This is a genomic window from Actinophytocola algeriensis (assembly GCF_014203735.1).
In the GTDB taxonomy this organism is placed as follows: domain Bacteria; phylum Actinomycetota; class Actinomycetes; order Mycobacteriales; family Pseudonocardiaceae; genus Actinophytocola; species Actinophytocola algeriensis.
In genome coordinates this window covers 853712-870855 of sequence record NZ_JACHJQ010000002.1, presented here as the reverse complement: position 1 = coordinate 870855, position 17144 = coordinate 853712, and the positions used below count along the sequence as shown (strand labels likewise).

Below are 17144 nucleotides of genomic sequence, written 5' to 3'. Positions count from 1 at the left end.
CGCCCGGCCCGGACGACGCGTCCCAGCCTGACTTCCGGCGTGCCGGAAGGGATCCGGGTGCCCGTTCGCGGGAGAAGCGGTGACCGGTACGGTCAGCGGCGCGGGGTTTGCGTGGATTGATGGGGTGGGATGACGGGTGGCTGGCGAGGCCGTTCGGTTGCTTGGGCGGTTCGGGCGCCGGTACGCGGTCATCGTGCGGCTAGCGATCCTGCCGCCCATCGCGGCGATCGCGCTGTTGCGGAGTTCCGCCGAGGGGTTCGCGGGGACCGTGCTGATGGTCGCCCTCGCCGTGGCCTGGACCTGCGGACAGGGGTGGTGGCTGTACCGCGGCCGCACCGTGCCGATCGCGTTGGACGTCGCCGTGCTGCTGGGGTTGTGCCTCAGCGTGTTCTGGACCGACGCAGTGGACACGACCAACTTCGGGTGGCTCCGGCTCCTGGTCACCTTCGCGTGCGTGACCTGGCAGTGGCACACCACGCCACTGGCCGGCGGCGCCGCGGCCGTGGTGGCCAGTGCGGGCATGATCGTGATCTTCGTCGTGGCCGGGTTGCCCGTGGCCGTGGTGCAGACGTGGATGCTGGTGATGGCCGCCATGTCCAGGGCGGCGTGGGTGCTCGTCACCAAGGCGGCACAGCGCGCCGACCGGATGGCCGCCGAGGCGGAACGGGTGCGCCGGGAGTCCGCGGTGGCGGCGGCCGAGCGTGCCGAGGAACGTGAACTGGCGAACTCGCTGCACGACACCGCGGCCACGACGTTGCTGATGGTCGGCACCGGACAGGTGCCGCCGGGTGCGAGCTGGCTGGTCCCGCAGGCCCGCCGCGACCTGGCGCGGCTGCGGTCCGACGGCACGCACACCGCCGCGCGGACCGACCTCGTCGACCTGCTCAGGGTCGACCTCGACGCGGGCCACCTGACCGTCGACTTCGGTGCGCCCGCGCGGGTGGAGCTGCCGTCCGAGGTGGCCGGTGCGATCGCGGGTGCCACGCAGGAGGCGCTCAACAACGTGCGCCGGCACGCCGGGACCGACCGGGCCGCCGTCCGGCTCGATGGTGACGAGCACGGGCTGCTGGTCGAGATCGCCGACGAGGGCACGGGGTTCGCCGTCGACGACGGCAGGGTCGCCCGGCGCGGGTTGCGCGAGTCGGTGCACGGCCGGATGGCGCGGATCGGCGGCACGGCGACGATCACCTCCTCCGAGGGCGCGGGCACCGTGGTGCGACTGGTCTGGGAGGCCAGCCGTGGGTGACGAGGAGCAGACCAGGGCACAGCTGCGGCATGGGCTGCGGATCGCCACGTTGCTCGTCGCCGTGCTGACCGTGGACGTGCTCGGGCTGATCAACCTGTTGCGGCACCTCGGTTCCCACGACCTGCCCGCCGCCCAGTTCGCCGCGTACGCCGGCCTGACCGCCGTGCTCGTCACCGAGGCCGTGCTGGTCCTGCGGCGCAGACCGTGGGGGGCGCTGCGCTGGCCCGCCGTCGCCGTGGTGTTCGCCGCGGCGGCGTTGTCATATCTGACGTTGCCGGACGGCAAGACCTCGACCACTGTGGACTGGTTGTTCGGGGCGGCGGGCTGGGTGCTCGTCGTCGTGCTGCTCGACCGCCCCTTCAGGACGGTCATGACGGTCCTCGTCGCGCACGAGCTGCTCGCGCTCGCCAACCTGTTGCTGTTCCACGAGGTGAGCCGGAGCACGCTGGCGCGGTTCGCGACCGGGTCGGTGACCGTGTTCGGGCTGCCGTTGTGCGTTGCCGTGGTGGCGGCGGTGCTGGGACGGATCGGCACGGAGGCCGCCGCGGCGACGAGAGAGCTGGAACGCGTGCGCACCGCGGAGGCCGTCGCGGTCGCCGCGCACCGCCGCCGCGCACAGCGCTTCTCCGAGCTGGCAGGCACGACCGTGCCGCTGCTGGAAGGCCTGGCCGACGGCTCGCTCACCCCGGACGACCCGGCGGTGCGGCGCGGGTGCGCCATCGAGGCGGCCAGGATGCGGCGGCTGTTCGCCGAGTCGGACACCGTGGAGAACCCGCTGCTGCACGAGCTGCGGCACTGCGCGGACATCGCCGACCGCAAGGGTGTCGAGGTCGAGCTGGACGCGCGCGGGCACTGGCCCGTGCCACCGGTCGCCGTGCGGCGCGACCTCACCGACGCCGCGCTCACCGCGCTCGCGACGGCGGGGTCGTGGGCGCGGGTCACCGTGGTCGGCAGTGGTGGCGAGGTGTCGGTCAACGTGGTCGCGGACTGCGGCGAGCTCACCGTGGCACCACCCGTGACACCGGACGTGCGGGTCGAGACCTTCGGCAGCGACGGGACGGTCTGGATGGAGGCCCAATGGCAGCCGGCGAACTGATCACGGCCGTGATCGTGGACGACCACGCGGCGATCGCGGCGGGCGTGCGGTACTGGTGCGAGCAGGCGGACCCGCCGATCAGGCTCATCGACGCGGGGGAGCGGCTCGTGGACGTGTGGACCGGGCCCGGCGCCGAGGCCGACGTGGTGATCTTCGACCTGGAACTGGTGCCGAGGAACCCGGACTTCGGCGAGCTGCGGCGCCTGGTCGACGTCGGCCGCCGCGTCGTCGTGTACTCGCAGCACGCCGACGACGCCACCGCCATCAAGTGCATCGACCTCGGCGCGCTCGCGTACCTGACCAAACGCGAAGGGCCGGACCACCTCGTGTCCGCCATCAGGGCGGCAGCGGAAGGCCTCGCGTACACCGCCCCGTCGCTGTCCGGTGCGCTCGCCGCCGACGACACGCCGGACCGGCCGCGCCTCTCGCCACGCGAGGCGGAGGTGCTGCGCGCGTGGTTCGCCGCGTCCTCCAAGGAACTCGTCGCCGCGAAGCTCCACATCACGGTGAAGACCGTCGACACGCACATCGCGCGGGTGCGGGTGAAGTACGCGAACGCGGGCCGGGCCGCGCGCACCAAGAGCGACCTCGTCACGAGAGCGCTCGACGACGGCGTGATCACGTTGGCGGAGCTGAACGACGCGGCGCTGTGAGCAGCTTCGCCGCGATGGCGTCGGCGTGCGGCGTGCCCATCTCGCGGTAGACCGTCACCGCCCGCTCCCAGTGCTCGCGGGCCAGGTCGTGTTCGTCCCGGGCCGCGTGGACGTCGCCCGCACCCGCCAGCGCGTGCGCGTACTCGTCGCGGTGACCGTTCTCGATGGCCAGCACCTCGCGGTACAACAGGAGCGCCTCGTCAGGGTGCCCCGTAGCGGCGTACAGAGCCGCCTGTTCGGTCAGCGTCGCCATGAGGTCGTCGGTCTCACCCACCGCGCGGGTGATCCGCAACGCGTCCTCGAGGTGGCGCCTGGCGGTCTCGAACTCTCCGAGCCCACGGTGCGCCGCACCGAGGAGGCGTAGGGCGATGCCCTCGTAGATGCGATACCCGGTGTCCCGTGCGATCCTCAGCGCGGCGGCGGCGCGGTTCAGCGCCTGCCTGTGGTGAGCCTTCTCCAACTCGATCCGGGCCAGGCCGTTGAGCGCCTTCGTCTCGCCGGTCCGGTCGCCGTTGTCCTGCGCGATCGTCAGGCCCAGCTCGTACAGTCCGTGGGCCTCGTCGTGGCGGCCGAGGATGCCCAGGACGTGCGCGAGGTTGTTCACGGCAGGCGCTCGCATGCGGTCCTCACCGGACTCCGCGTAGATGGTGCGCGCGTGCCGGAAGCAGTCCGCCGCCTTGGACAGGTCGCTTCGTTGCCAGTGCATGATGCCGATGTTGTTCCACGCGGCCGCTTCCAGGGACCGGTTGCCGACCCGCTGGTACAGGTCCCGTGCTCGCTCCAGGTGTTCGAGGGCGTGTGACACGTGGCCCGCGCGGTAGGTCGCGCTCGCGAAGGTCCGGCGCGCGTTGGCCTCCGCGGTGGCGTCGCCGAGGGCTTGGGAAGCGCGCAGCGCACGGGTGTGCAACACGAACGCGTCGTCATGGAGCCCGCGGATGCCCAGGTAGCGCCACAGGGCGTCCGACATGGCGCAGATGTAGCGGTCGTCGGCGTGCTGGGTGACCGCGAGGAGGTTGGCGCGTTCGGCGTCCAGCCAGCGGATCGCCGCCTCGTACGAGTCGAACGTGCGGCCACCGGTGGTCTTCGGTCTGCGGTCCGCCTCGTGCGGGGCGATGACGTCCATCGCGGCGCACGCTGTCGCGAGGTAGTGGTCGAACAGCCGGGTCAGCGGCTCGTCCACGTCACCGGCGCCGGCAGCCAGCTCCGCGGCGTAGAACCGCAGCAGGTCGTGCGGCTGGTACCGCCCGGCGGGCGTGAGGTCGACGAGGTTGGCGCGCACCAGCGCGTCGAGCACGCGCCGCACCTCCCTCGGTTCCTTCCCGGCCATCGCGGCCACCGCGTCCTCGGCCACGTCGTGGCCGGGGTGCACGCCGAGCAGCCGGAAGACGCAGGCCGCGGCCGGTTCGAGCTGCCGGTAGGACCAGGAGAACACCGCACGCACCGCGGTGTGCGGGTCGCCGTCCACGTCCAGCAGGTCCAGCGTGTCCTGCCTGCCCGCGAGTTCCGCGGCCAGATCGGCGATGGCGCGGCCCGGCCGCGCGCGCACGAGCTCGGCCGCGATCCGCAGTGCCAGCGGCAGCCGCGCGCACCGCTCGACCAGCGTGCCCACGGCCTCCGGTTCGATGGCGGCACGCACGCCGAGCAGCTCGCGCAGCAGGCCCACCGCGTCGGCGGCGGGCAGCCGGTCGAGCCCGACGCGGTGCGCGCCCTCCCGCGCCACCAGCCCGGCGAGCGAGTCGCGGCTGGTCACGAGCGTGAACCCGGCCGTGCTGCCGGGCAGCAGCGGGCGGACCTGGTCGACGGTGCGGGCGTTGTCCAGCAGCACCAGTACCCGTTTGCGGTCGACGAGCGAGCGGAACCGTGCCGCGCGTTCGCCGAGGTCTTCGGGGATCGCGGCGCCGTCGAGGCCGAGCGCGCGCAGGAACCCGGCGAGCGCGTCGGCGGCGGGCACCGGCTCGTCCGGGCCGTACCCACGCAGGTCCACGTACAGCTGACCGTCGGGGAAGCGCTCACGCATCCGGTGCGCCCAGTGCACGGCGAGCGCCGTCTTGCCGACACCCGCGGTGCCCACCACCGCCGCGATCACCATCGGCGGCTCGATGGACAGCATGCGGTCCAGCTCCGCCAGTTCCGCGTCGCGGCCGGTGAAGCCGCGCACCTCCGCGGGGAGCTGCGCCGGGACGTCCCGGCGCACGACCGGCGCCGGTTCGGGGAGGCCGCCGACCAGCACGCGCTGGTGCAGCTCACGCAGCTCCGGACCGGGCTCCAGTCCCAGCTCGGCCACGAGGGTGTCGCGCGCCCGCCGGTAGACGTCGAGCGCGTCGGACTGGCGGCCCGCCCGGTACAGCGCGGTCATCAGCAGGCTGTGCAGCCGTTCCCGCAACGGGTGCTGCCCGACCAGGTCGGTGAGCTCGCCGATGACGGCCTCGTGCAGGCCGCACGCCAGCTCCGCCTGGTACAGCGCCTCGAACGCGGTGAGGCGGCGTTCGGTGAGCTGCCGCGACCAGTCCGCCAGCGCGGGCACGTCGACGTCGGCGAACGGCGTGCCACGCCACAGCGCCAGCGCGGCACGCAGCGACTTGACCGCCCGCTGCGGCTCGAGGCCGGCCGCCGCGTCGGCGAGCGCACCGAACTGCTCGGCGTCGATCTCGTCGGGAGCGGCCAGCAGCCGGTAGCCGGCGGGGCCGAACGACAGGCGGTCCGGGTCGTCGAGCAACGAGCGCACGCGGTGGACGTGCAGCTGGAGTTTCTGCGCGACACGCGGGTCCGGCTCGCCACCCCACAGCACGTCGGTCAGCGCGTCCACCGGCACCGGCTGGTTCGCGCGCACGAGCAGCACCCCGAGCAGCGTCCGCTGCAGCTTGCCGGTGACCACCTGCACACGACCGCCGACGCCGACCGCGACCGGCCCCAGAACCCGGAACTCCACTCGGCCACCCCCTGCTTTCCCCGGCATGAAAGCCCGCTGAAAGCCATGCCGGCATCCTGACTCCCGTGGCACAGCCTCCTGCACTGGGTGCTGCCCGTGTTGTCAGGCGTTCACCCGACAGCCCGCGTCAGCGGCGCTCGCGGTGTCGGCATGTGCTGTCGAGGGGGCAGCACATGCCGGCGGCGCACCGGGTGCTCAGACGAGGCCCGCGGCGATGAGCAGCCGCCAGATCTCGCCCTGGTCGACGACCTCGACGCCGAGCTTCTCGGCCTTGGTGAGCTTGCTCGCGCCGACGTCGGCGCCGGTGATGAGGAAGTCTGTGCTCGCCGACACCGACGACGCCGGGGTCGCGCCCGCCTTCTCGCACAGGCGCTGGAAGGTGGGGCGGGGGACCTTCTCACCGGAGCGGGGGTCGCTGATCGAACCGGTGATGACCACCGTCTTGCCCGCCAGCGGCGCGTCCGACGCGACGACCGGCGGGAGGTCCTCGTCGCGGACGTCGAGGGACACACCGAGTTCGCGGAGGCGCGCCAGTTCCGGGCGCAGGCGGGTGAGGTGCTCGACGAGGGAGGCCGCGACCTTCGGGCCGATGTCCTCCACGGCCACGAGCCGCTCCTCGCCTGCGTCGGCGATCTCCTCCAGCGAGCCGAAACCCGCGCGGCACAGGCGGGCCGCGGTGCCCTCGGACGCCATCGGGATCGCGAGGCCGATCAGCGCCCTGCGCAGCCCGACCCGGCGGCTCGTGTCGATCGACTCGATCATCCTGGCCGCCGAGACCTCGCCGATGCGGTCGAACTCCAGCAGCTGTTCCTTGGTCAGCGCGTAGAAGTCCGACGGCTGTTCGAGGATGCCGTGCTCGGCGAGCCGTTCGATCCACACCGGACCGACGGCCTCGATGTCCGCTGCCGCGCGGGACGCCCAGTGCGACAGCCGCCGCGCGGTCTGGCCGGGGCAGGAGACGTTGGTGCAGAACAGCTCGCGGCTGTTGCCCTGCTCGATGAGTTGCTGTCCGCACGACGGGCACTCAGTGGGCGGCACGATCTCCCGCTCGGCACCGGTGCGCTGGGACTCGTCGAGCACCCCGGCGACGTACGGGATCACGTCGCCCGCGCGGCGCACCAGCACGGTGTCCCCGATCCGGATGCCGCGCGCGCGGATGACCTCCTGGTTCGCGAGCGTCGCCTTCGTGACCGTCGACCCGCCGACGAACACCGGCTCCAGGTGCGCGACCGGGGCGATCTTCCCGGTCTTGCCGACGTCCCAGACCACATCGGACAGCACGGTCGTCTTCTCCTCGGCGGCGAACTTGTACGCCAGCGCACCGCGGGGGGAGCTGGACCGGGTGCCCGCGGCCGCGTAGGCGTCGCGGTCGGCCAGCCGCAGCACGGCACCGTCCAGGTCGTAGTCCAGCTCGGCGCGCTGTACCTCGATGGTCCCGATCACCGCCTGCGCCGCGTCCGCGTCGGCGCAGTGCCGCATGTCGGCGACGGTGAAGCCGAGCGTGCGCAACGCGTCTTCCAGGTCGGTCTCCGCGCCGCCGCTGGTGGTGTCCAGGTCGAAGGCGAAGAACCGCAGGCGCCGCCCGGCGACCGTGGCCGGGTCCTTCGCACGCAGTGTGCCCGCGGCGCCGCCGCGCGGGTTGATCAGCGGGCGGTCCGGGTGCGCGGCGTTGTAGGCCGCGAACGTGGACCGCAGCATCACCGCCTCGCCCCGCACCTCGACCCGGCCCGGCACGTCCACCCGCTCCGGGATCCCGTCGCCCAGCGCCCGGATCAGGACCGTGACGTCCTCGCCCGTCGTCCCGTCCCCCCGGGTGACCGCGCGCGCCAGCCGCCCGTCCTCGTAGATCAGCGCCAGCGACAACCCGTCCAGCTTCGGCATGACCACCACCGGCTGGCCGGGGAACCGGTCGAAGAACGCCGCGACCTGCTCGGGCCGGTTCGCCTTCTCCAGCGACAGCATCGGCCGCGAGTGCCGCACCGGCGCGTGCAGCACCGAGGGCGCCCCGACCTGGTCGAGCGGGTTGGGGTCGGGGGTCAGCTCCGGGTTCGCCTCGATCAGCGCCCGCAGCTCGTCCTCGATGGCGTCGTACTCGGCGTCCGCCACGCGCGGCGAGCCGCGGTAGTACGCGTCACGCAGCGACGTGATCTGGCCGGCGAGTTCCTGGATGCGTTCCCGAGCGTTCACAGCGCACCAGGCTACCGGCGCGCAGTGGGCCGTCGATGGGTTTCGCCGGTCACGGCACGGGCGTGCCGTACACGCTCACCTCCGTGAGGTGGAACGTGCCGTTCGCCGTGTTGCCGAGGCCGACCACGCGCACGTACCTGGCCCGCGCCTCGGTGTTCGCGGTGTCGCCCGCGTCCGTGGCGGGACTCGGCCCGCTCCGCCCGCCGAGGGTGTACCAGTGGGTGCCGTCGGCGCTGCCTTCGAGCCGGTAGGTGTAGTACCGCGTGCCGTCGACGTAGTTGCGGACGTTGACCCGCGACACGTCGTGCACGGCGCCGAGGTCGACCTGCCACCACGTGCTGCCGAGCGTGAGCGGGCCGCCCCAGTACGGGTTGTTGGCGCGGCTGCCGTCGTTCGCGGCGGTCGGTGGCCTGCCGTTCTCGTAGTTCAGCGCCGTGACCGGCCTGCCGACGCTGCGCAGCGTGTCGCCGGAGCCGTCGCGGGCGGTGGACGGCGTGTCGGTGATGCCGCCCGCGAACGTCGCGACGGCCTCCTGGCCGGTGTGCCGGTTGACCGCGCTGACGAACATGCCGACGTCGCTCGCCGCCGCCGCGTCCGGCACGGTGCCGGTACCGACCACGGCCCAGCCGACCCCGTCGCTGCTGCAGGAGCCGGTGAGGCGCGCGCCGGTCCTGGCGAGCCGCACGTGCACCTCCGGTGCGAACCCGCCGACCTCGGTGTACCTGTCGAGCTCGCCGTCGGCGTCGGAGTCCCAGCTGAACATGCAACCGTGGTCCGGCGTGACCGCGATGGTCGCGAAGCCGCCCGGTTCCCGCGCGGACAGGTCGTTCCCGGCGACCAGACCGGACCGGGTGTACGGCGACGCGCCGTCCTGGCGGGTCACGCGCGTCGCGACCGCCTCGTCGTCGGCGAGCACGTCCTCCCGGTACACCGCCGCGTACTCGTTGCTGTCGCGCCACATGTCGTCGCCGCCGGCGGCGATGCCGATCTCGTCGCCGTGCTCGGCGAACACGGCGTCGGTGTGGGCCGCTGTCCGGTACGGCTCGCCGACGGCACCGCCGACCAGCAGCGTGGTGCCCGCCGAGGTGGTCTCGCTGTCCCACGTCGCGGTCGCGGTGACCGCGTCGACGCTCCCGGCCGCCGCGTCCGCCGGGACCGTGACGTCCCACGTGACCGCGAACGTCCCGCCAGCGGCGACCGAGTCCGTGGACGTCGGTGTGGTCGCGGTGGCGCGATAGCCGTCCGGGACGGCCGGCTCGACGGTCAGCCCACCGGAGGCACGCAGCTGGTTGGTGTTGGTGAACGTGGCGGTGACCTTCGCGGTGCCGCCCGGTGCGACACCCTTGTGGTCGACGCCGACCGCCAGCTCACCCGACGGCAGCGCCGCCACCGTGCTCGCCTCCGCGTACGCGTCGCCGCGCGGCGTCGCCGGGTAGCGCGTACCGGCGTGCGCCCAGTCCTCGGCGACGGCGAGCCAGTCGATGGGCGCGGGCTGACCGCCGGTCCGCAACGCCTCGGCGAGGCTGTCGAAGTACAGCCGCCAGCGGTGGGCGTAGTAGTCGCCGACGAGCCCGTTGAACTCGCGGCGAGCGTAGTCCTGCAGGTCCGTTCCGGTGGCCCACAACGTGATCAGCGACTTCAGGTCGTAGTCCAGCACGGCCATCTCACCGCTGTCCGCGGCCTGCCCGCGAGCCTCCTGCTGCCAGGTGCCGAGCAGGAAGTGCTCGTTCGTGCCGAGCAGCCGGTCCATCAGCGCGATCCGGTCCAGCCAGCGGCCGGTCAGGTGCGCGAACAGGTCCTCGTCACCCGCCGCGTACGCCGCCCTGATCCTCGGCAGCTCGACGCGGCTGTGGTTGGCGAGCACCTGCCGTGCGACGTCGACGAGGTCGTACCGGTACGCGCCGTTGCGGCGCAGCGCCGGGTCCACCTGGAGCAGCTCGCCGAGCGCCGTGTCGAACGTCGCGATGTCGTACTGCAGCTTCGTCCCGGTGTTGCCGAGGCCGGGCTGGTCGGAGAACAACCCGGTCACGTGCACGGTGTCCGCCCCGGCAGGCCAGCTGTAGGCGGTGTTCGCGATGGTCTGCCACGCCGCGGTCGCGTGCGGGTCGGCGGCGCCGTACCGCGCGGTCGCGTAGTCGGCGAACCACCGGTCCACGTCGACGGCCCCGTCCTGCCACGGCATGTCGGCGAAGAACGCCACCGCGGCCGGGTTGTTGTCGATGGCTTCCGGCATGAGCGCGATGCCGTTCATCCGCGTGCCCGGTTTCTCCTGCCACGCGTGGAACTTCTCGTTCCACACGGTGAGCCCGGCGCCGAAGTTGGTGTGCCCGCCGAAGTTCCAGATCGTGCCGAACGCGTACTCGGCACCGAAGAAGTCCTTGTCGCGATCGGTGATGTTCGGCTTCTCGGTGATGCCGTCGACGACGAACATCTTCGACCGGTCGATCGCCTGGAGCGTCGCGGGCAGCGGGTTGCGCTGCCAGCCGAGGATCGTCCACAGTGCACCAGGGTGTGCGGTGTCGAGTGCCTTCTGCACCGCCCTGGACGCGTCGGGCACGTCCACGTCGCCTGCCTTGCCGCCCTCGTGCAGCAGGTCCATCTTGTACATCGTGCTGGGGCCGAACAGTTCGGTCTGCACGCGGTAGAACGTCGCGGCGACGTCCGCGAACACCGGGTCGGTCGGGTCGAGCCAGTCGGGCCGCTCCAGGCGGTTCCACGTGCCCTGCGGGACGGTGTGCGCGGCGGGGTTGCGGTCCTCGAAGTCCGTCGGCACGGTCCCGAAGTAGCCGGGCAGCACGGGGGTCATGCCGAGTGAGCGCAGCCGGTCGGTCATCTTGCGACCGAGCCGGGCGCGCTGGTCGATGAGCTGCTGGGAGATGGGGCTGCCGGTGCAGCACATGTTCTGCAGCAGCCACCACGCCTGGTGCGCGGGCTGGGGGATCCACTCGCGCATGTCCTGCGCCGAGTAGCCGAAGTTCGTGAACGTCCGCTGGTACACGGCTTCCTGGCCCTCGTACACCAGCACCTCGTTGATGCCGTGCAGTGCGAGCACGTCGATCCGCCGCTGCCATTCCGGCCAGCTCAGGTAGGCGCCGGCGTAGCCCTCGTTGGTGTCGTTGAGTGCGAACCGGTGGTCGACCGAGGAGTCCCGCTCGATCGTCGCCCTCGGCAACGGGAGCCGGGGTGGCAGGTCGGTCTGCGAGCCGTTGATGGCGATGTCGGCGTGCGCGACCTCGCGCAGGTAGTAGCCGAACCCGGTCAGCTGCACCGCGGGCGTGGTCCCGGCGATCACGACCTTGCCGCGTGCCGCGGACACGGTGAACCGGTCCTGGCCGTCGCCGCGGTCGACGGCGCGCAGCGTGACCTGGTGCGCCCGCGCGGGGCCGATCAGCCGGACCAGCGCGTCCCGGGCGGGTCCGCTGTCGAACGCGTCCGGTGCGGCCGCGGCCGATGCCGCGACGACCAGTCCACTCAGGAGCGCGAGGACCACACCCAGTCCCCGCCAGCTTCGCCATGACACCGCGGACCACCTCCGGCGAGGTTATGAAAGGTGCTTTATAAAGATTCTTGCGTAAGATGGTCGCAGGACGATCCACAGCAGTCAAGGGAGTGCCGGTGGCCGAACGGCATCCGCAGGGCACCCGGGTGTTGCGGCGCATCAACACCGCGGCGGTGCTGGCCGCCGTGCGCGACGCGGACGGCCCGGTGCGGCTGACCGAGCTGGTCGAGCTGACCGGCCTCACCCGGCCGACCGTCACGCAGGCGGTCGAGGAGCTGCTGGACTCCGGGTGGCTCCAGCAGCACGCCGCCGAGCCGTCGAGCCTCGGCGGGCGGCCCGCGGTGCGGGTGTCGCTGAACGGCCGCGCCGCGCCGGTGCTCGGCCTCGACGTCGGCCCGCACACCGTCACCGCCGGCGTCGCCGACCTCGCGGGCGAGCAGCTGGCCGTCACCAGGAAACCCGTGCGCCGCAAGGGCACCACGCACCTGCTGGCGGTGATCGACGCGGTCACCGAGGAGGCGCTGGCCGCGGCGGACGTGACCGCCGGACGCGTGGCGATGGTGGCGATCGGCACGCCCGGCATCGTCGACGGCGAGAAGGGCCGGGTCCTGTTCGCGCCGAGCATCCCGGGCTGGTCGTCGATCGACCTGGTCGACCACCTGCGTGCGCGGTTCCGGTGCGCGGTCGGGGTGGAGAACGACGCCAACCTGGCCGCGCTGGCCGTCGCGCACGGGCGGGACGGCACGCTGCTCGCCGTCCAGTGGGGCGAACGGCTCGGCGCCGGGGTGGTCATCGACGGCCGCCTGCACCGGGGTGCTGGGGAGGCGGGCGAGATCGGCTTCATCCGCCCGCCCGGCCACAACCCGCGCGACGACGACGGCCGTGGACCGCTCGAGCGCACGATCGGCGCCGAGGCGATCACCGCGCTGGCACGTGCGGCCGGAGGCGCCCGGCTGGACACCGCGGCCGACGCGGCTGAGGTGTTCGCGGCGGCCGCCGACGGCGATCCGGCGGCGCTCGACGTGGTCGACCGGGTCGCGCGGACCTTCGCCGAGGCGGTCGCGCCCTCGGTGCTCGTCCTGTCCCCGCACGCGATCGTCATCAGCGGTGGCGTCGCACGGGCGGGCGCGGTCCTCCTCGACGCCATCCGCCGCCACCTCGAGGACCTCACCCTCACCCCGCCCGCCCTCGAGCTGTCCGACCTCGCCGAGCACACCGTGCTGACCGGCGCGCTGCGCATGGCGCTGGACCGGGTGTGGCGGCAGCGCCTCGCGACCTGACCACGCGGGCGGTCCGCCTCAGCGGGGGTCGCGCGCCGGGTCGTAGATCCAGGCCGCTTCCGTGCCGCCGCGGGAGACACACGTCGTCATGTTCATCAGTCGTCCCGGACCGGGCGGCGGACACCGCCGACCACCAGCGTTCCGTCGAACGGCCTCGGTCGTCTGTTCTTCCGGAACAGTCCCATTCCGGGAAGTGAACCACCAGGACCGAGGACCGGTCCCGGCGCGTCGGAAGTTTTGCGTAAGTTTCGCTGCACAGGAATTGTCGAGCGGCGGTCACATCGCAACTTCCGACGGCATTCCCCAGGTCTCGGATGGATTCAGCTCGTTGAACAGGTAAAATCAATCGGCACGTATTTCTTGATCGTGAATGTGTTTCCGAAACATTGGCGAAACTTGTTGACAACGCGGCGGAGTCAGGCCAACACTGCTCGTGTCGACAGGGCCCAGTGCCGGTGTCGATCCGGGGTCGGGAGACCTGCTCTCCGGTCGTAAGCGGCCGGCAATCCCGCTGTTGTGCGTCGTCGCTGTGCGTCGCCGGCGTGCGTGTCTTCGCCCTGCCCCGGGCAGCCTCAACGACGAGGAGGAAGAATGCGTTTCGTTCAGTCGGGGAATCGCAGACGGATCAGGGTGCTCGTGGGCAGCGCGTGCGTCGCGCTGGTCATGGCGGTCCTGCCAGGGGCCACGACCGCCACCGCGGCGAACGATGTCGGTGTCGCCGCCGTGTGCAACAGCCAGACCGGCAACAACGGTGGCTACTACTACACGTTCTGGACCGACGGTGGCGGCTCGGCCTGCATGGAAATGGGTTCCGGCGGCAACTACAGCATGCGGTGGAGCAACGTCGGGAACTTCGTCGGTGGCAAGGGGTGGAGCAACGGCTCGCGGCGGACCGTGAACTACTCCGGGAGTTTCAACCCGTCCGGCAACTCCTACCTGACCCTCTACGGGTGGACGTCCAACCCGCTCGTCGAGTACTACATCGTCGACAACTGGGGCACCTACCGGCCCACCGGGGAGTACAAGGGCACGGTCACCACTGACGGCGGCACGTACGACATCTACCGCACGATGCGGTACAACGCCCCGTCCGTCGAAGGCACCAAGACCTTCCCGCAGTACTGGAGTGTCCGGCAGCAGAAGCGCACCGGCGGGTCGATCACCACCGGCAACCACTTCGACGCGTGGTCGCGCGCCGGCATGCAGCTCGGCAGCTTCAACTACTACATGGTGCTCGCGACCGAGGGATACCAGAGCAGTGGCAGCTCCAACATCACGGTGAGGTGAGCGTGCGCACGGTCCTCACCGCACTGGCCGCCGCGGCGATGGTCGTGACGGGCCTCGGGGTCACCGCCCCGGCGCAGGCCGCCGCCTGCAACGGCTATGTCGGGCTCACGTTCGACGACGGTCCGTCCGGCAACACCCCGGCACTGCTGAACGCGTTGCGGCAGAACGGGTTGCGGGCCACGATGTTCAACCAGGGCCAGTACGCCGCCGCCAACCCGGGCCAGGTCGCGGCCCAGGTCAGCGCCGGCATGTGGGTCGCCAACCACAGCTACACCCACCCGCACCTGACCCAGCTGGGCGCGGCGCAGATCGAGTCCGAGATCTCCCGCACGCAGCAGGCCATCGCCAACGCGGGTGGCGGCACACCGAGGTTGTTCCGCCCGCCGTACGGCGAGACGAACTCGACCGTGCAGTCGATCGCGTCCCGCTACGGCCTGCGCCAGATCATCTGGGACGTCGACTCGCAGGACTGGAACAACGCGAGCGTCGACGCGATCGTGGCCGCCAACGCACGGCTCACGAACGGCCAGATCATCCTCATGCACGACTGGCCGGCGAACACACGCGCGGCGATCCCGCGCATAGCGCAGACGCTCGCAGGCAAGAACCTGTGCGCAGGCATGATCTCGCCGCAGACCGGGCGAGCCGTGGCCCCTTCCTGATCCGGGCCGCACACCGGGCCGGGGGCAGCGACGCCCCCGGCCCACGCATGTCGGCAGCACAATGCCCGCGAGAGCGCAATCGCCGATGTCCTGAAGACGCTTCCGGGACGTGGCCCAATGCCATGAAGGGGTCCTTCATCACGTTGAGCGCAACGGAGGGGTCCTTCATCGCACCGGGCACAACGAAGGGCCCCTCGCGGGCGAAAGCCGCCCACAAGGGGCTCCCTGGCAGGCAGCCCCGCACCCAACGCAAGAAGAACTGCAAACCGAGAAGCCATCCCAGAGACCTGCCCCTCCGGCGAGGAGGCCCGTCCGGCGAGGACAACCCCCGACGGGCGGAGGCCCGCCCGCCAGGACGCCCCAACAAGACGCCCCCGCCCGACGGGACCACCTCAATGCGTCGCGTTCATCAGCGCGAGCGCGCTCGCCTGGCAGCCCGGTCCGGACGGTTTCGTCCACGCCGACCACGACAACGAGTACTGGTCGAAGGCGTTGCGGGAACGGGAGAACGCGGTGTCGCCCTGCCGGTCGAGGTAGGTGGCGTACGGGTGGCCGGACAGCGCCGCGTCCAGTTCGGACAGTCCGCGCATGAGGCCGGCCTTGAAGTACGCACCGTCCTTGAAGCAGTCGTCCCAGCCCTCCGGCGGGTCGTGCAGGATGCCGCCGCTGTCGGTGAGCGCCGAGCCGGGGCGGGTGGTCGCGTCGGCTACCTGCCGGGCGCGGTCGCGGTGGGACGCGTTGCCGGTCAGCGCGGTCAGCTCGGTGAGCCCGGACATCAGCACGCCCTGGTTGTAGGAGAACACCGTGCCGCCCGGCGCGCAGTTCGACTCGTCGAGCCCGTCGCGCACCAGCCCGTCGCCGCCGATGAGCCCGGTGCCCGCGAACCACGACCAGCCGGTCGTCGCGCGGGTGCGGTAGGTCGCGTTGCCGGTCCGGCCCGCGAGCGTCGCGTTCACCTGGATGTACAGGCTGTTGGAGATCGCCGCCTTGTACGTGCCGCCCTCGCGCCACCTGATGCCGCCGCCGCACGCGCCGGTCCAGAACGTGTGCATGTGGTCGGCCGCGATCCGTGCCGTGTCCAGGTACCGCCGGTCACCGGTGAGGTCGTAGGCATCGAGCCACGCCATCGCCCACCAGCCGGTGTCGTCGGAGAACTCGTTGCGGAACTGGCCCCGGCCGGCGCCGACGTTCCGGTCGTAGGTCGTCGAGATCGCGTACCGGTAGCTCGGCATGCGTGTGACCTCGATGTTGCGGATCACCGCGGACAGCGCGACCGCGCTGCCCCACCAGCCGCCGCCGCGGAAGTTGCCCGCGCCGTTGTCGTACAGCGCCATCATGGCGGTCGCCGCCGCCTCGGTGCGGTTCGCGGCGTTCCACTTCGTCCTGGCCCACTCGGTGCACGCGACGGCACCGGTGTCGACGGCGCGGCCGCACGCACGCAGCGCACCGACCCCGAGCTTCGCCCAGTCGTCGTTGTTGTACATGAGGGTCCGCCAGCCGCCGACGCCGCCGGGCGCCGCGGTCAGCCCGAGGCGGCTGCCGTCCGCCCAGGAGGACCCGCCGTCGAACGACCGGTCGAGCCACACCTCGTCGCCTGGCCGGACCTGGTTGATCGCGGCCCAGCCCATGGCGTCGCCGTCGGACAGGTGGAGCACCAGCGTCCGGCCGGACACCCCGGCCGACACGGAGGTCCGGTCGCCGGTCGCGGCGGCCGGGTCGCGGGCGTCGCAGTGCAGGTTGCAGATCACCGCCGCCGCCACCGGTGCGGCGGCCGGGGTTGGTGGGCTGGTCGTGGGTTGTGCCGCGACGGGTCTGGCGAGCAGCAGCGTCGCCGCCGTGACCAGGACAGGGATGTACCAGGAAGATGCGCGCACGGTGGTACCTCGCAAATCGCAGGGAAATTCCACCGTGACTCATGAGAGCGCTTTCCGGTACGGCCAAAGGGGCTAATCAGCCGTAGTCCGGGCCACCATGCAGAAGACATGCCGTCCGCCACCGGCCGTGTTGACACCGTCACCGGGCGCGAGCCTGATATTCATCACCTGTTGATTTGAGGGGGGTCACGATGGCGCGGAATTTCCGGCTCGACGAGGTCGACGTCGACGGTGTCTCTACGAGGGGCGGTCGCTGCTCTCCGGCAGCGACGTGCCGTTCGAGGTGGCGCCGTGGGACATCGGCGGGCCGCAGCCCGCGGTGGTCGCGCTCGCGCCTGGCACCGGGCAGGCCGCTTTCGCGACGATCGCGGGCTGAATTCGCGGATGAAAAGGCGTATATTGGGTCTTCCGCGTGTGCTTCCGTGAATTTC

At 71.9% G+C, this 17144-nt stretch carries 10 protein-coding genes; 6 read left to right on the top strand and 4 right to left on the bottom strand.

Going from position 1 to position 17144, the window contains the following annotated elements; translation table 11 throughout:
• The first annotated feature begins 193 nt into the window (after positions 1-193).
• The 3 genes from FHR82_RS10130 to FHR82_RS10120 are packed head-to-tail and all read left to right on the top strand — an operon-like array spanning position 194 to position 2995.
• Positions 194-1246 carry a sensor histidine kinase gene (locus tag FHR82_RS10130; protein WP_184810014.1) on the top strand — a complete coding sequence of 351 codons (1053 nt, stop codon included), beginning with the start codon at positions 194-196 and terminating at the stop codon, positions 1244-1246.
• Positions 1239-2342 carry a hypothetical protein gene (locus FHR82_RS10125; RefSeq protein WP_184810013.1) on the top strand — a complete coding sequence of 368 codons (1104 nt, stop codon included), beginning with the start codon at positions 1239-1241 and terminating at the stop codon, positions 2340-2342. The genes FHR82_RS10130 and FHR82_RS10125 overlap by 8 nt, the downstream gene beginning before the upstream one ends.
• Complete coding sequence (locus tag FHR82_RS10120) at positions 2324-2995, top strand: response regulator (protein WP_184810012.1); 672 nt, start codon at positions 2324-2326, stop codon at positions 2993-2995. Before FHR82_RS10125 ends, FHR82_RS10120 begins: the two co-directional genes overlap by 19 nt.
• Here FHR82_RS10120 and FHR82_RS10115 read toward each other — a convergent pair.
• From FHR82_RS10115 to FHR82_RS10105, 3 genes are all read right to left on the bottom strand, one after another.
• Positions 2961-5924, bottom strand: a complete 2964-nt coding sequence (locus FHR82_RS10115) for an AfsR/SARP family transcriptional regulator (protein WP_184810011.1) — start codon at positions 5922-5924, stop codon at positions 2961-2963. The two genes, FHR82_RS10120 and FHR82_RS10115, sit on opposite strands and share 35 nt — an antisense overlap.
• Positions 5925-6119: 195 nt before the next feature.
• A complete protein-coding gene (gene ligA, locus FHR82_RS10110; RefSeq protein WP_184810010.1) occupies positions 6120-8111 on the bottom strand; it encodes an NAD-dependent DNA ligase LigA in 1992 nt (663 codons plus the stop codon).
• 49 nt (positions 8112-8160) lie between these two features.
• Positions 8161-11631, bottom strand: coding sequence for an alpha-N-acetylglucosaminidase TIM-barrel domain-containing protein (locus tag FHR82_RS10105; RefSeq protein WP_184810009.1), 3471 nt, complete (start codon positions 11629-11631; stop codon positions 8161-8163).
• Between the two features lie 95 nt (positions 11632-11726).
• Between FHR82_RS10105 and FHR82_RS10100 the strand changes: the two genes are divergently transcribed.
• The 3 genes from FHR82_RS10100 (at position 11727) to FHR82_RS10090 (ending at position 14839) form a co-directional block, all read left to right on the top strand.
• Complete coding sequence (locus FHR82_RS10100; protein ID WP_221463593.1) at positions 11727-12890, top strand: ROK family transcriptional regulator; 1164 nt, start codon at positions 11727-11729, stop codon at positions 12888-12890.
• 591 nt (positions 12891-13481) lie between these two features.
• Positions 13482-14177 carry an endo-1,4-beta-xylanase XynA gene (gene xynA / locus FHR82_RS10095; protein WP_184810007.1) on the top strand — a complete coding sequence of 232 codons (696 nt, stop codon included), beginning with the start codon at positions 13482-13484 and terminating at the stop codon, positions 14175-14177.
• On the top strand, positions 14174-14839 hold the full coding sequence (locus tag FHR82_RS10090; RefSeq protein WP_311770994.1) for a polysaccharide deacetylase family protein: 666 nt from the start codon (positions 14174-14176) through the stop codon (positions 14837-14839). The genes xynA and FHR82_RS10090 overlap by 4 nt, the downstream gene beginning before the upstream one ends.
• Positions 14840-15231: 392 nt before the next feature.
• Here FHR82_RS10090 and FHR82_RS10085 read toward each other — a convergent pair whose 3' ends face one another.
• Positions 15232-16713, bottom strand: a complete 1482-nt coding sequence (locus FHR82_RS10085; protein WP_221463592.1) for a glycoside hydrolase family 76 protein — start codon at positions 16711-16713, stop codon at positions 15232-15234.
• Positions 16714-17144: the final 431 nt, after the last annotated feature.

What these genes read in the sequence shown, in the direction of transcription:
- FHR82_RS10120 (WP_184810012.1), top strand. Translation starts at nt 2,324, where the DNA reads ATGGCAGCCGGCGAACTGATCACGGCCGTGATCGTGGACGACCACGCG.
- xynA (WP_184810007.1), top strand. Translation starts at nt 13,482, where the DNA reads ATGCGTTTCGTTCAGTCGGGGAATCGCAGACGGATCAGGGTGCTCGTG.